Raw genomic sequence first — 17,682 nt, 5'->3', positions numbered from 1 at the left:
GCGACAAAATGCTTAGTGTCCACACAAACTAGTGCAGACAATTAAATAAACTTAATTTTGGTTACTGTTTCAAAAGATAGTTTTTCAATGTTTAAGGAAAGTTATAAACAAGTTAAGATTTGGGACAAAAAGTAGAATAATTTTTAAAGACAAAATTACTAATAGATATAAAAAGCGAGGGAATATGATTCCCCCGCATTAGCAAAATCGCTACAGCTTAACTAATGAATGAATGTTGAATCTAAGCTGTAATCTATCTTTTGGCTAAACGACACTAGCAAAAAAAACGAAATCATTTGCTGTAAGGCTAGTTGCTGTAATTCCCAGCAACGAAGCCAATTCTGTATTTCCAGTTTTCACGATAGTATCACTACCCTGTTGCAACAGTGTTAAAGCACTAAATTGAGCGATACCAACACCGCCCAGCCCGATTTTATCAATGCCGATCACAAAATCAGTCACAATATTCTTGCTAGTTGGCAGACTGGCGTTAGCAATCCAGAATTGATCGACACCAGTACCACCACTGAGGCGATCGCCGCCCCCTTGACCAGCAAATAGCACATCATCACCATCGCCACCAAATAGCGAATCATTCACACTAGAGAAGAGTTTGTCATCACCAGAACCACCGTAGAGACGGTTATTGCTACCTTGACTCTTGAGAGTATCGTTACCTGAGCCACCAAAGGATAATTGACGCGAACCTTCAACAACTGTCAAAGTATCATTACCTGCTGCCCCAAGTAAATTATTAGTACCATTGGCTTCTACTACGGTAATTTCATCATCAGCAGCACCACCATCAGCATTAGTGCTGTTTGCAGGGCCATTTGCGCCAATTAAGATTTGATCGTTACCGTCTCCTGTGGACACCGAGGAGTTACTACCGACTAGCACCGTGTCTTCACCGTTTCCAGTCTGAATTGTGTTACCTTTAGTACCCTCTACAAAGTCTGCTCCGTTACCTGTGAATAAGGTTTGATTTGGCTCAACAGTAATATCATCACTGGTAGTGGAGCCAAAATTAATTTCTTCAGCTTGAGGTTGACCTAAGCCAGGAGCAAGATTAAGGGGCTTCTCCAGTTTTAGCTGTAGAATTTCATTGTTGTCTATGACTGGATTTTGAGGATCGTTCCCAGGACGACCTGTAGAGAAGGGATAATTGTTGTCATTAGCGACCAAAATAGTGTTTTTGTCAACAACCAGAACATTCTCAATAGTTTGGAATGGGAAATCGAAGGTGGTCTTACCATCCCCATTCAGGTCGTTGGGGTCTTTGATATTTAACAAGTCTGCAACTTCTTCTTTAGCGACATAGCCGTTAGAATCTGTTTTAGACAAATCTATTTTGTAGATCCTCTTAAATTTAGCCGCAGCCCCTTGATTGTTATCCCGTTCAATGACTAGGTATTCATTATCATTAATGACTGCTAAATCCCCGATCGCATTTGACGGATTATCCAATCTGTAGTAACGTAACTGATCGCTGTATTTGTGGCTAGCGAGATCAAATTCGTTAATCCGCAAAGCACCGGGAGTATCGCCTTGAACCGTACCTTCTAGAAGAAAATAAAGCTTGGTTTTACTGGCGTTAATTGCTCCACCTTCAAAACCTTTGGAGCCACCCAAGTTAGCAAAAGCATCACCTGAAAGCACATCGGGATTTTGTGGCGATCGCACTACATTATATTCAGGATCGTCTCTGAGTTGATCCCGTACTTTATCCCCGATATCTGGGAAATCTGTAAATAGCGCATCTACACCTAATTGATAGAACTGCTGAATTTCTAGCTCTAGCTTGCCATTGTAATCTGCTGCTAAATACTGATCTTCCGCCCGGAAGGTGTAAGGATGAACTTGCAACCCTGCATTGTGAGCATCTTGAATTAAAGTAGTGGGAGGTAATGTTGTCTTGTCGGCATCATCAACTACTCCATCGTTATTGACATCATCGGCTTTGCCATCATTGTTAGCATCAGTACCTTTGACGCTAACAATCATCCGCTTCCAAGGGCCAATGCCATCAGCATAAGTGGCAACTTCAGCTAAACCTTCTGGAGTTCGTAAGTCGCCATAAGTGCGAGTGTCACCACTGACTTTCAAATCATAAGGCTGACTCTCGATAATCTTGCCGTTGATGTCAATGTCACTGGCATCTAGAAGTTGGACAAGTGGAATATCTACCCCTGCCGCAGGCATAATGCGATCGTGCAGTTCTTTGAGGTTACTTACTTCAAAGGACTGGATAAAAATCCGACTGGGATCGGTAAAATTATTTGCCTTGAGCGTATTGATGAGTAACTGACTGGTGTTTCTGTTTATTTTGTCCGTGGTGCCTACATAGGTAGCTTCACCGGCAAAGTAAGTCGGATGCTTAGTTTCTGGGTAGATGCCAATCTTTTTACCTGTGTCGGCTTCTACTTGCTTAACTAAATCGATAATTTCCGTAAGAGTAGGAATCTCAAATTTATCGTCGTAGGAATGATCGCGGAAAGGTAGACGCTCTTCTGCGCGTAAAGTCTTGATTTCGGCTAAAGTGAAGTCTTCAGCAAACCAACCTGTAATTGTGTTTCCATCTAAACTTACCGTTTTTTTGCGATCGGCAAACTCTGGATGCTTGTAAACATCTGTGGTTGTGTTGTTGAAATTGACAGTGCCATCAGCATTCAAAACTGCTAAAGCTGGCTCATGGCGGGCAATTAGCACACCATCTTTTGTCACAACCAAATCAGGCTCAATGAAGTCAGCGCCGCGCTCAATTGCTTGCTTGTAAGACTCTAAGGTGTGTTCTGGACGATAGCCACTTGCACCTCTATGACCAATAACTTTAGGTGCTTCTCCATCTAACGTTTTGAATTGGTCGGGTGTAGCAATGGGAACCTCTAATAACTTACCAGTGGCATCAAAATGCAGTAAGTAGGAGCCAAACTCGTCTCCAATCCAGATTGTCCCATCTTTATCAAAGACGAATGACTCTACATCAAAGTCTGCACCAGTTAGTAATCTGTCATTAGTTCCTTCGTTAACAATTCCAAAAGGAACTTTGTGGTTAGGGTCAGACAGTTGAATATAGTCTAAAACTTTAACGCTGCCGTCTCCATTTTCTGTTCCCTTAAAATTTGGGTCTAGACGATTGATTCGCAATAGAAAATCTGCACTATTATCTTTGCTACCGTAACCGTTATCTGACAGGAAGTAGAAAGAGTTGTTGTTAGCAAATTGAACACCACTAAAGCCTTGTATTGGCTGTCCTGGGAAAGGCCCGGTTCTACCATTGGCTGAAACATCTTCGCCAGAAGCAGGCCCATCACTAAAAGTATCAGCAGGTAATGAGGCAAAGCCTACTAACTCAACTTTTGGCACTATTGAGGCAAACATCGTTTGGTAGATGTGGGTTTGATCGTTTAAACCCGCAATTCCTGGAATATCAGAACCGTAGGCGTTATAACCTTTACCTACCAAGCTGTTTAACACTTCAGAACCAGCACCTTGGTAGTAAACAGGTACCGGACGGTTAGTGTGAGTTCCCCAACCATACTTGACAGTAGGATCTGACCCCCAATAGTGTCCAACTTCTGCTGGAGTATCCAAATTGGTTAATGCTTCAGCACCTTGATTTTTTACTAAAGTCGGAAAGTCACCATTAAGAGTCAGGTAGTGATCGTGGTCAGCAGTAACGATAAGTTGGTTTTCTTCCCAACCACCATTTTTTTCGATCCAGTCAATTGTAGATCCGACTGCCTTATCGAAGTCTAATGTGGTGCCGATCAAATTGTCCATGTTGTTATCATGGGCAGACCAATCGATATCGCCACCTTCAACCATTAACCAGAAACCATCGGGGTCTTTACCCAATACATTTAATGCAGCACTTGTCAAGTCATTGAGGGTTGGGTTTTCGTTAACCTCTTTGGCAATGAAAGATGCATCCGTCTCTCCAGGAAGCAGTGGACGTGTGGTGTCCACTTTGGTGTTATCACCTTGGTTAGTGAAAACGCTGAACATATCTAAACCAGTGGTGCTGTAGTCGCCGTTGGCAGAACTTACAGGCAAGTTACCATTTTGACCACGTGCACCGTATAGACCGAAGAGGCGATCGCCTTTTTCTGGATCGATTGTCGCCGCAGTTTCAGCGAGTTTCTGTGCGGCATTTTCACCCCGCTCCAAAAAGGTGTAATCGTAGAGGTTGTTTGTTGGTTTAGTGCTAAGTTCTGTGTAGGTAGATTGACTAATATATTCATTGCTCGTATTCGGCTCAACCCCTGCTGGTAGTAAGTCTCCAGGAGCTGAAAGTGGGTGTCCACCACCAAGTAATACCGTCGGTTGATAGACACGGAGTTGCTGTTGCAGGATGTTGTCTAATGCTGGATAGTCAGCATCATACTTGCTGCGACGGTTAACGTTGGCAGAAGCAGCAGCAGGTGTCGCGTGGTCAATGGGAACTGAAGTTACTAAACCAGTAGATTTACCAACTTCGTTTGCAGTTTTGAGAATTGTTTCTAGAGGATTCTCAAAAATATCAACGCCAACAGCGTTGTTGTAGCTCTTGACCCCAGTGTACAGAGTTGTAGCGGTGTTTGCAGAGTCAGGATAGCTGTACTTAATATATTCAGGATCGTTACCAGGAGTCCAAGGATTAACACCACCTCTGGTAGGGTCATAACCTACTAGATTCCCAACAGCACCATCACTGACTTTTGCTCTACCTGTTGGGGTATTACCTGGGTTAAAAGTTGGATCGAAGGTGAAACCAGGGCGAACTAGGCTTTCTCCTGTGATCGGATTAGTCCCGTCAAGAGCGGAATTAGCAGTACTAAAAACTCCATTACTATCAGCGATCGTTGTCCCATAGGTGGTTGCCAAACCGTAGCCTTGGAGTGTTTGAAAGTTAAGTCCTTGACCCTTACCTTGTGTATAAAAATCGCTTAAATTAGCACCTGTCTTTCCATTTTGAATCTCTTTATAGATTGATGCAGCACGAGCCATTTCCCAGCCCATACCATCTCCAATCATAATGATGACGTTCTTAGCCATGAAAGAGAATCTCCCTGTGTTTAATTGTTGAGATGGTCTTCGCTCCAGTGGAATCAAAAAAGTAATATGGTGAGTAAAAACTAATAGTTTTAGGCTTCAAAGATGTAATTGACTTGTAAGCTTGTTGAGTCTGAACTATTAAATTTCAACCACCACTACAATTGATTTCTCACTAGAGCGTTTTGGTATCAAAATTAACGATTAAAATTGCATATTAATTAACATACATAGCCAAAGTTGTGAAAAAATTGTGGGCTGGTTAAGAAATCTTGTATTGTAATCTTGCACCTAATAGACGATTAACAACTTCATGCGTATTTTTGACGAAGTAAAGGTTGTTTTCTATATACTTCCATGATGTATTTATTGTCAGTATCGTCAGATAATAATTTCTTTGTAACCCTTATCTTTAATAGGTTTTGCAACAATAATGGAGTACAGCTTCATTAACTTTGGTTGTGTAATGAAGCTGTAACAAGGCGAACAAATTAAGCGACAATACTGGCAGAGAAAACGAAGTCATTTGCTGTGAGAATATTTGATGTAATTCCCAGCAATGAAGCTAATTCGGTATTCCCGGTTTTCACTAAGGTGTCACTACCCTGTTGCAACAGTGTTAAAGCACTAAATTGAGCGATACCAACACCGCCAAGACCGATTTTATCAATGCCGATCGCAAAATCAGTCACAATGTTCTTGCTAGTTGGTAGACTGGCGTTAGCAATCCAGAATTGATCGGCACCAGTACCACCACTGAGGCGTTGGCGCAGCCCCCCGTAGGGATCGCTACCCTGTTGACTAGCAAATAACACATCATCACCATCGCCACCAAACAGGGAGTCATTGACATTAGAGAAGAGTTTGTCATTGCCAGAACCACCATAGAGACGGTTATTGCTACCGTTACTCGTGAGGGTATCGTTACCTGAGCCACCGAATAATGATTGACGAGTACCTTCAATTACTGTGAGATTATCATCACCTGCTGCTCCAAACAAATTATTGCTACCACTGGCTTCCACCACGGTAATAACATCATCACCAATGCCACCATCAGCACTAGTATTTTGAACCGAGCCATTTTGACCAATAAATATGCGATCGTTACCGTCATTTCCGAAAACTGAAGAGTCGCTTCCTGCAAGCACTGTATCATCACCGTTTCCAGCCAGGATTTTGTTATCTTGAGCGCCTTCTATAAAGTCTGCTCCGTCACCTGCATTAAAGAATTGTCCTGGTTCAAGATTGACAGTATCGCTGTTGCTAGAACCAAAACCGTTCGGGAAAGTAGGCTGCACAGTTGTCAGGTTATTGGGTAGTTCAAGAATGCCAAGTTTCTCAGCAGCCGTATTACCCGTAATGTTGAAGTCGTTGTCGTTAATCAAGGCTAGGGTGTTGGGTGCGACCAATGCTAGACCTTCTAACTTTTCCACCCCGGTGTAACCCAACTGAGCAGCATTAGCAATCAAACTCTTGCTGACAGGGGTAATATTGGCAGTAGCTAACTCCGCAGAGGTCAGTTGTTCAATAGTTTTACCAACTGGCAAGGTAAAGTTAGTAAGGTTGTTGATGTTGGTCGCCCCAGCTAAATCAATTTGGTAAATTAATTTATTGCCAGCAGATGTAGCATTGTCATCTCGCTCAACTACTGCAAATTTGCCGTTATCCAAAGAAACTGCATCGCCAATCTTATCGGTTCCTGGTAGACCTTCTAGGCGATATAAATACTCTCCTGTTACCTGCTTGCTGACAATATCAAACTCTAGAATTCGCAGGTTGAGAGAAGCTTTAGAAGTCGCATCATTGGCAACATCTGGATTATCGATCGCACTCTGAATAAAGGCATATAATTTATTACCTTCTAGTGCAACAGCTTCAAATCCTCGGTTATTGCGACGTTGGGCATAAACTTCTGGCAATACCTCTGTGCCAAAAGTTCCTGAAGGTTGATCTGGGTTGGGTGCAGTAGCAGTTCCTTGAGGGATAAAGCGGTCGATCAGCTTACCATTAACATCAAAGTGGTAAATTGCCGGACGGTACTCATCCACCAACCAGTAATCTCCATTTTCTGCAATTACAATTCCTTCTAAGTCAGCACCCAAAGGATCGTTAGCTAGAACCTTGTTGTCTAAGTCAACGGCAATTTCATCTGTGTAGGCTAAACCGTTTCCTACACCTTGCAAGTTAGGTAGTCCCGTTAATGGCGTTGTTCCATCTTGGCAAAATAGCTTTGTTCTGTTGGTAATGCTGATTTCACCTGTGGTGCGGTTGAGTTCAAAGCTAACTATTTCTGGCTGGAAATCGGGTAATAAAAATGGTCTTTTGACACCATCAGGTTCTCCATTGGGGCCACGGTCTGTGTTGGTGACAAATTTCAGGTTGCCATTTGCTGCAAACCCTTGGAAATACAACCCAGAAAAACCACCTAAGAAAATATCTTGATTTTCAGAGGTTGTGCCTAGTTTGGGTAAGTTTTCAAATTCATAGATAGTCAGTTTGGGTTGGGCGGTAGGATTGCGAGGATCGTAACTAGTAGTGTCGATATTTAAAGAATTAGGGAAAGAATTGGCAATATTTTCCCAAGGCACCAGCTTAAAGTTAGAACTGACATTTTCGCCATCGATGGTCTTGGCAGGTTCATTGGAGCCGTCTTGGGTGACAAATAAACCAAATGGGAAGTTAGACCCCAGTGGCACGTTAATGACATCAGCACCATCTGACTCTTGCACGCTATCAATTGACCCATTGTTACCAATGGCAAAGTTACCCACGTATTCGTTATTACCTTCACGAGTGTAGGCTACAAAGGTGCTATCGCCTTGGCTGGATGTTAGCAAGTAGCCTGTGCCGTTTTTGCCGTAGTAGATGGTCAACCCTTCGGCATCATCGGTGAGGTGAGAACCACCCTCAAAACGAACGCGATCGATTAGCTTGCCTGTTGTACCACCGTCCGGTTCTGCCTGGAATTTCCAGATGCCCACATCTTCTTGGGCTATGTAGAGAAAGCCGGTTTCTTGGTCAACCACCATACCCTCTGTTTGGGGAGAACGCTCTGCTGTGGTGGGCGAGGGGATGGTGAACTCCCGCACCAGTTCCGCTCCAATTTTGCCATTACCTTTATCGATCAATTTGAACTGAGCGATATCTCCAGTTTGTCGGCGACTGGTAAAAACATAGTAATCATTAGTTTCGGGGCTACGGTATAGGGCAAGTCCGTAAGAACTGCGAGTGGATGCAGAATAAGGAGGTTCAAAAGGCAATCCTTGGAAAATAGTACCAATATTGCTATCGGTGATATCTTCCAAATACTGACGGGGAGTGGTGGGGTTGGGGTTAATTTTGAAGATTGCTAGTTTATCATTTTGGCGATCGCTAGCTAAGGCAATATCAATAGATTGATTGCCTAATTTAAAACCGTATTGCAGGTCAATGTTGTTGTAGCGAATACCACCGGGATTAACTGTTTGCAATAAATTACCAGACAGGTCATAAACCCGCAGTCCAGCATTTTTGACTGAGGTTAATACTAGGCTATCAGCAGCATTTGTCGCATTAACATAAATAGCAGGGTCATCAGCATCAGCATTTTGATTTACAGCAGGCAGTGCTGGATCGTCATCGTCAAATAAAGCAGGGCGAGTTTCTAGTGTGGGTGCAGCAGTGGGAACTAAGTCTGCACCCAAGGTAAGGATTTGGGTATATTGAGTGCTACCAAAGTTGTTATCACTCACTAACACAATGGACTGACGACCATCTGCTAGTTTGGGGCCGAAGGCAATACCCTCAATGTTATCCACTCCTGTAATCGGGTGGTTTACATCAGTAGCCAGATTCAGGTCAGTTAAATTCAATAGTAAGCGCTTTTGAGCGGGTTTAATACTAGCTAGTTTTTCAGCACTCAAACTATTGAGAGAATTGTCGAAACTAATGTCAGTTGCACCTTGCAAAGAAACTTCGTAGATTTTGATCGTGTTGCCTACACCTTGGGCAAAGGAGCGTTCCAACGCTAGGAAAGTGCCACGATTATCTATTGCTAGTAAATCTGCCAAACCATTGTCAGCTGAGCCTGTGCTAGGGTCGGGCGATTCGGGTATTGCATCAGTAATGTAGAGGTATTCTTTTTCTGGTTGTCCAGTAACTAAATTGTATTGCAGAATTCGGGCAGGGCTGCCACTGGTAAGTGAAGCCTTTAATCCATCTTGGGAAAGGGCGTTTTCGGTGGCGGTGAATAAAGTTTTCTGGTCGGGTGTGATCGTGAGGCTTTCAAAGGCTAAGTTATTGTAAACACCTGATGTCTGCATATCACCTATATCTACAACGCCGTCGTTATTGGTATCTTCAACTACTGGTAGGAATTTGCTGGGGACAGGTAGCGATGCCACTTCTTGCCCTGTAGTCAGCGAAAACTCTTTAATAAAGGGATTAGTAACGCGACCAGCACCAGGATTAACTTCGCCTTCTGAAGAGATGAAGACTGTGCCATTGTTAGTTAAAGCAATACCTTCTGTGTCGAGGCTGTTGGTTGCAAAAAAGTTGCCTTTGGTATCTTTTAGGGGAGTAACATTAGTAAAAGTCACCCCGGAATCGGTGGCAGTGAAGGTATAAAAACGGGCAGGGGCAACTTGGGAGCGATCATCTGAGATAGCGTAATAGCGGTTATTCGCAGGATCATAGGTAACACCAGATAATCCACCCGCTGGAGTCTGTACCCCATTCACAGTTCCCGCCGCGTCAGCAGGAATAAAGCCAGTAACAAAGGTAGTTTGTTTTAGAAATCCTATACTGGGAATGGTTTTACCTGCTTTAGTTGGCCCAGTTTGTACATCTGCAAACACCAAGCGATGGTCAGAACTGGGGAAAGGAAAAGTACCTACCAAGAGAAACGTCGAATCGGTATTTAGAGGCCAAAATACTCCTGAGTCGGCAATTGTTAGATCAGTTGAGGGTAGCACATAGTCAGTCCGCAGGTTTCCGGGAGTGGTATCGGCAAAATCTGCGGTGTCAAAGCTAGGATTACCTTTTTGGCTAGCGTTTGCACCAGCTTGTAAGTCTGTTTGTTGGAAACCACCCAGACTGGTAGGAATGACATTAGTATTGATATTAGGATTTTGCAACAGTTGGCGAATAGCGTTGTCAAAACTATCACCATCCAACGGATCGGCATTTTGGTCGCCCACAATCACAAAGCTTGACCCAGCATCAATACTACCCGTTTTACCCTCGTCATCATAAATGTAATTACCATTACCAGGGGTAACATAGTCTGCCCAAAAGCGGATCTCGTCATGGTTGCGCTTACCGTTGCGGTCTTCCGCGCCATCAAAGGTTGGGGGTGTGGGGTGGCTGGCGAGGATGTGAATTGTCTCGCCGTTTACCTGGATGGGTACATCCCAGTGACTTTTAGAAGAAAGGCGTAGAACTGCCAATTCCTGGTCAGAATACCAATCATTTGGCTGTGGGGTTGTCGGATCGTCGGGAAGTAAGGCACTGGGCATATCCTTCCAAAGGAAGTTTTGGAAGGTGCGGATGTTGGCAGTGTCAATACGATATTTGGACAGCAGCAATATCCCGTATTGACCAGGGAAATTTCCAAATCCAAAAGCATCATCGCCGTATCCTGCTGCACCTGGGGTTGTAACTGCTGTACCGTCGTTGTTTAAGTCAAACTCAGAGGCAATACCTGTATTGGAAGGAGCGATATAGAAGTAGGGGTAGTCAACGGGAGTTGTACCATTCTGGCTAACGGCTAAGTAATTTTGCCGGAATAGTTGAACTGCCTCCGGGGAGTAGTCAAACTCGTTAATTAGCAATACATCTGGGTTATTGCGCTGGATAATCTCAGCAACCGCCTTTACCTGAGCATTGTCAGGGGTAGATAAGTCACTGACTAACTGACCTTCAGCATTACGGTTTAAAGAAGCGTTGAACTGGGAAAAGCGAATTGTATTAGTAGTTACCATGTTTAATTCTGAAATAGATTCTAGACGTGAATGAGACTGCTTTGAAAATTGGGAGTGAGGAATAAGGAACCGCAGAGGCGCAGAGTACACAAAGAAATCGGAGTTTGAGAGCTATTTTGCGTAAGTCCTATTAAATCTGCGTTAAACAAAAACGAAACGAGTATCTGTTGCCAAATTCGTATTGCGGTTTAACCCGTTTTCCACAACAGCAATCAATTCCGCTCCATTGTTGGTGAAAATGCCCACAGCCGATCGAACTGACTTTAGTGAGTAATTGTTAGCAACTCCCTTAAGCTGAATTTGATCGCTTGCTTGGAAGCTGAGAATATCAGCATAATCATTGTTGCGAGAACTAGTATAAAAAACTGAAGTGGCATCACCTAAGACGTAAGTATCTGCACCCTGCTCGCCGTTGAGGAGGTCGATTTCGTTTGTGCCACCCCCCCAACCAATCAGACGGTCATTATCATTGTCCCCAGAAAGTCCGTCACTGCCAAGCCCACCTAAGATTGTGTCATTGCCATCGCCGCTAAGGAGTACGTCGGCGCTTCCCTTGCCATCAAGGTAATCGTTGCCCGATCCACCGTCGATTAACTCATTGTTATTAGTGCCGATGACGCGATCGCTCCCAGCTAGAACATTGACTATGTATTTGTTTAAACCAGTAAGTTCGCTGACAAAGATGATATCATTGCCAGATGTCGCCTTATTATTGGCAACAGTTAGGTCAAAGGTATCGCTAACATTACCTCCTTGGCCATCAGCAGCTGTAACTGTGACTCCGAAGATACCAATTTGGCAGATAGTACCAGATATCACACCTGTATTAGTAACAATACTAGATCCAGTAGGTAAGCCCGTAGCGCTGTAGGTGAGGGGATCGCCATCGATGTCAGCAAATTTGTTACTGACATTGAAAGAGAAGGGTTTGTTAGTAGAGATGATTTGGTCGTCAAGCGGTTGCACTGTGGGAGCATTGTTTTTAGCCAGATTAAACCGAGCCACGCTAGGGTCATGGTCACTATCTTGATCGGCAAACTCTGAGTTAACGTGAACTACATCATACCCATCTAGCTTGCTGCGTAAGTTGTTGCTAACTAAAACGTGGTCAAGGGTTTGGGCGTTGCCTTCAAAGTTGTAGGTGTAATGCTGATTTTGAGGCAGGGTTTTAATTAGAGAAGTCAGTCCAGCGCTTTCTAAAATGCTGACGGGGTTGGAGAACTCAAAGTCATTTAAGTCACCAGCCACTACTACGTTGGCATTGGGGTTGATCACCAATATACTCTCAACAAAGTTTTTCACCACCGTCGCTTGTTGCTGACGTTGTACTTCACTGGTGAGGGTTGGCGGTTGATTTGGCCCGTATAGCGGTTGGTCGCCACCTTTAGAATTAAAGTGGTTGCCAATTATGTAAACAGTTTTCCCCTTGAAAGTAAATTCACCAACTAAGGGCTTACGACTGCTAGTAAAGGCGGAGTTGCTGGGGTCAATCAAACTAGGACTATTAGAAACTGTAGGAACACCAGAAACATTGCTGACTGTGGTGTTGGAAGTGGAAGTACCACCGGGACGATCTACAAAGCTGACACGATTGGGATTAAACAAGAAACCCACTCGGATATTTCCACCAGGTTCACCGCCATTCGTATCGTCTACTGGGTTAATTTGGCGATATTGATATGTGGGGCCACCAGCAGCAGTAATTGCATCAATTAATGTTTGGAAGGTGGTGCTAGCATCAACTACGCTATCGTTCGTCGGCCCGTTATTGTCCTGAATTTCTTCGAGACTAATGATATCTGGTGCTTTGAGATTATTGACAATGCGGCTGGCAAGGTTGTTAAACTTGGTTGCACCATCGCCGGGGTCAAGGTTTTCGACATTGAAGGTAGCAACTGTCAGTTGGTCAGTGGTGGGAGTTAAATTAGTAACTTCCTTGTTCAGCGTGTTAGAAGTCACTGTCACTGAGGTGGGCAGAACTTCGTAGTTGCTGAAACTATAATCAACCACACCCGTAATCGTGCTGAATGTAGCACCGACATTAACCTGGGGTGAGCTACCAGAGGAAAATAGGGTATCATCAATTTGGATGCGCTCTGGATTGAAATCATTGGGACTAATCGCGACACCACCGCTTGCTGTGCGTCCGGTAGCATTAACGCCATTGTCTGCCAGTAACCAAATCTCCCCAAAAGAATTAGTCGGACTAACTGCTACAGGATTATTTACCTGTACTCGCATTGCTTCCAAACTTTCGTAGAAATCAATGCCATCTTGGGCAGGGTCAAAGGTGGTCGTTCCAGTTTCGATATTACCAGTGGTATCGTTATCAATTACCGACGTTGGAATAGTTCTACCGCCATTATCCAGAATTGTGGCAGTTGGCAAAGCATTGCCACTGGAGAGTTTAGCAATTGTGGGGCTAATAATTTCAGTAGTAGTCAGATTGGCGCTGGTAGCACCACCAGGACGGAACTCGCTCACCGTACCGTCAACTAGTACAAAGTCGCCCACCTGCACAGTTGGTGCTGATGAGGTGAAAACAAAAATACCTTCCGAGGTGCGATCGTCGCTATCTGGGTTGGGGTCTTGCAAATAGAAGCCATTAGATTTTAGGACTGTGACAATTCCCGCGACATCAGCGACTTTTTGCCCGTTTAACCCAGAGATGTGAGATGCGCCCTGGATGTCATGAATGCGAGGAGTGAAAACTACAGCGCCAAGTGTAATACTATCGGTGCGAAACTTTTTGAAATTGTTCTCTGATAAATCTTTGGCTGCTGTACCGTCGTTGTAGAGAACGCTGTTGCCATCATCGCTGAGGAATTGAATTTGAGAGGTATTTGTTAAGTTATCAGGGATGCTAATAATTCCTTCTGGGTTGAAGCTGGCAGAAAATGTTGCTGCACGCAATTGCGGAGCGCTGTTGGGTTTGCCATCCCAAGTGTAGAGGCGGAAATCATTGGGTGCTGCTCCTGCATCTCCTGCTGGGCCAGCAATAATCACATACTGGTTATTGGCATTTTTGCGAATTTCTCGAATACCACGACCGCCTAAATCTAATTCAATGGGAGCGCCAAATTGTGCCGAGCTTTGTATACCACCACCGCTAGCTGATATCAGGCTTGCGAAGTTGGTGACGGGAACGATGAGCGCATTGGAGCGTTCAGTAGGGGGAATTTGGGGAGCGCGAAAGGCGATATAGGCTGTGATATTGTCGGGGGCAATTTCCAAGCCTTCAATGTTATAGCCGTCCGCTTGCTTTGAGCCGACATTAGTTGCAGCGCTGGCAGCCAAGCCATAGTAATTAGCTCCTTTACCGTGACCGTTATTCACATCCCAGTTGATGATGTTTTCTTTTAAAAAGTCGTAGCGACCGACATAGCTAAGTGTAGTGGCTGCTCCCGTACCGCTAATATCTGTAGCAAAAACCCGATCGCGGTTAGGGCGATTCTTCCCATCATCGCTATTGCTTTGCGATCCTAACCAGAAAATGCGATTGCCTACCTTAGTAGAAGCTTCCAGATCCACTTCTCGTAACACGCCAGAACCGTCAGTCTGTGTCAGTCCTAGAGAACTTGTGAAGTCAAAGCCAGTTACAGGGAGTCCCGACTTGCTGTCATCGTAGAGGCGCAAAACTTGATTTTCGTCATCAGCTTCTAAGAAAAATGTCCCGCCAACGGGAATAGCTGTAGAAGCATCACTCGTACCCGTTAAAAATTGAGTTGTGGCAGTACCGTCATTCGCCGATGCTGAGTATGCGATCGCATACTCAGCCGTACTAATACCATCACTGACGGTTACTGTAATATTTGCATTACTAACACTTGCAGGATTAATTTTCAGATTGCGGCTGACTCCAGTGCCAGTTAGAGTTAAATTCCCGTTAGGAACCACTGCGGTATTACTGCTAGTGACTGTAACGGTCAAATTTTCTACAGGGGTATCGGAGTCAGCGATCACAAAGTTTACACCTAGTGTCTTTGCCGGATCGTTGGCATTGCCAATCACGCCGCTAATTGCCCCTGTTCCTGTCGCGGACAAAGCACCGTTAGCATCTAAAAGGTCTGTGGTGCTGGCTGTATCTAGTTGAATAGTTGGGGCTTGTCCCACTACCAGATCATTATCAGTAATGGTGATGTTTTGAGTAGTAGTGTTGCCGAGGCTGATACCAGGGGAAGGGTTGCTGATGGTTAAAGTAGCGGTTTCTGTACCTTCAATCACAGCATCATCGACAATGGTGAAAGCGATTGAACCTGCGGTTTGTCCGTCAAGAATTGCGATCGCAGTGTTGCTGAGGTTGTAATCTGTGGCTGTGATGCCAGTTCCCGTTACAGCCAAGTTAACTGTTTGATTACCAGAAACAACACTAGAAGCCGTAGCAGTGACGGTAATTTGGGTTGTCCCGGCCTCAGTTCCTGAGTTAGTGTTGACAGATAAGTTGACTGTGGGAATTCCATTGGCGATCGCAAAGTTTGTGGTGTTCGGAACTGTCGTAGTATAGTCCCCATTAACGGTATCGACTGTCCAATTGTTGACGTTGTTAACAGGCAGTTTATAGGTTGCAAAACTGGACTCTCCACTGCGTGAGCCATTGTATACACCGTAATCAGCGCTACTATTGAGCAAAATTGAATTAGTCCCAATCCTTAAACCCGCAGCAGTTAAATCAGTTGTTCCTTGGCTGTTAGTATCATTTGATATGCCTGACAGAAATACAGTAGGACTATTAGCACTACTGCCAAGATAAGCATAAATAGTATCACTAGATGCACTCAGACCGTAGTTAGAACTACCAGAAACGCTAACTCGGTTAAATGTACCGATTGACGCTGCTAGATTAGCAGCATTGTCAATTGCGCTGAAGCGAATTACAGTACCAACATTAATTGTATTAACTCCTGAGTTCCACTGAAAATATGACTCCCCAGTGTTAAAAGCTGTAAGGCTAGTAGCTTCATTATCGGTGAAGTAAATGGTAGTATTCGGATCTATATCTACAAATGTGACAATAGACCAGCCATCTTCATCGGCATTGAAAGAGATAAAAGCAATATCGCCTTGTGTCAAAGCCATTAATAACGTCTCCTTCAATTTATTTTGTATTGTTTAAGAACCCCTTGAAGAGCCGATATTCAGGAATAATTTGTAAACATAATCAAGTCATATTGAAAATCGCAGTATCACTATCAAAAAAACTATTTTTTAGTAAAAAAAGCTACGTAATTTACTTGTATTAATCCATATTCAGCAACCTCAAGTTATCTCAGGAATGTTAAGAAACCGCTAGCAAAAGGTTAAAAGAACAAATATTTGGTAGTGAGTTGCCCTCAGAATATACTTGTAATAAGTCGGGGGACAGCAACTTCACGCTCATAAAAAAAGGCGGACAAGATGCCCGCCCCACAAGAAGTAGTTGGATATTTTTTATTTGAAAGTCATTTTGTATTAAAAGCCACTCTTGCTTACCGGAACTTACCAGGATTTAGACGAGCACCGTTAGGTTGAGACTGACGACGAATTGCTACTCCACTCCGCAAATTGTTTCCAGTACCGCCATCTTGGCGATCAAGGAAAGGTTTCAAATTAATCGCACTTCTAGATGAACTAACCCGATTATTGCCACCGCCTAGAAGTGTACGTCCTAAATTATATAATTCGTTGCCTCCACTACTGCGATCGCCATAAGTGTTAACGGCTATAGTCTGCTGTCCACTGTCAGCAGTAGTCAAGTTTTGAAAAATGCTATTGCGGATAACATACGGATCTTTCCCATTGGGGACTGTTAGCACAATTCTACAGGTTGGGTTAGTTTCAGTTGTGACGCAAACAATATTTTCGTTATTTTCTACGGCTGTCTGGAGTTCTTGTAAGCCATCTGGGCGATAAAGTTCTAAACGGCTAGCAATTGCTGCACAACGCCTTTGTGCATCCCAACCGCCGCCCAAAGCCGCAGGCGCTGCCCAAGGAAAGAATTGTCCTGGTTGACTTTGGGGCTGATACATAACAGTATACTGTCCATTGTAAGTCTGACAAGTAAACCGGGTTGTACCGTCAGCTGAGGGTGGTACGCCTGTCGATGTGTCTATTGGGACTGGTGCTGATGTGCCGCCTGATGGTACTGTTGGTACTACTACACCATCGCCATTAGAATCATATTGTGCCATTGCTGCCGAATTGCCCAGACATAAAGATAAGCCAAGACTGCCCAAAGATATCAACCGCAGCATTTGTGATGACATAATCATCCTCCAGGAGAAATAAGTAGGGAATTGATAGTTTAAGTGACGAATAATTCTGGCTTTTGATTCAGCAAAAACTTATTTTTTTATCTCGTGCTTTTTCGTCTGCGAGTAGCTTTTTCACCCGTGCTTGAATTTTTGCATGACGCTCCACTTTTTCGTAAATGTAACGATTCTAGCTATTATGGTTAATTAGGTTTTCTAAATTACTCGCTCACCATCGCCTGGGTGCGAAGAATTCGTTTCGTGCTGGGGGCCACGTATCCATAATATATGCTAAGGCAAATTATTTAGATCGATACCTTGAGATTGTAAATAAGCAATTAGCCGTTCTTTTTGCTGGCGTTCCTGTTCAATTTGTTCCACTGCCCAAAGATAACAAATTACCCCCTAGCTATCTAATTGGTATACAAAGCAGGTAAGCTGAAAACTTGCATCTAGCA

The 17,682-nt window shown here is 43.9% G+C and carries 4 protein-coding genes; all 4 read right to left on the bottom strand.

Annotated elements, in window-relative coordinates; translation table 11 throughout:
- Positions 1 to 264 precede the first annotated feature (264 nt).
- Positions 265 to 5,037: an esterase-like activity of phytase family protein gene (locus tag HWQ58_RS21625; protein WP_292866994.1), complete on the bottom strand. Its 4,773-nt coding sequence runs from the start codon at positions 5,035 to 5,037 to the stop codon at positions 265 to 267.
- Positions 5,038 to 5,525: 488 nt separating this feature from the next.
- Positions 5,526 to 10,997, bottom strand: coding sequence for a phytase (locus HWQ58_RS21620; protein ID WP_292866991.1), 5,472 nt, complete (start codon positions 10,995 to 10,997; stop codon positions 5,526 to 5,528).
- Between the two features lie 141 nt (positions 10,998 to 11,138).
- The gene (locus tag HWQ58_RS21615; protein WP_292866989.1) at positions 11,139 to 16,073 is read right to left on the bottom strand and encodes a putative Ig domain-containing protein; all 4,935 of its coding nucleotides are present in this window, start codon (positions 16,071 to 16,073) and stop codon (positions 11,139 to 11,141) included.
- Between the two features lie 389 nt (positions 16,074 to 16,462).
- A complete protein-coding gene (locus HWQ58_RS21610) occupies positions 16,463 to 17,239 on the bottom strand; it encodes a COP23 domain-containing protein (protein WP_292866987.1) in 777 nt (258 codons plus the stop codon).
- Between the last annotated feature and the right edge of the window lie 443 nt (positions 17,240 to 17,682).

Source organism: Nostoc sp. LPT (assembly GCF_017115165.1).
Lineage (GTDB): Bacteria > Cyanobacteriota > Cyanobacteriia > Cyanobacteriales > Nostocaceae > Nostoc.
Note: the sequence above shows the minus strand (reverse complement) of the source record. Positions and strands in the feature narration are given on the sequence as shown.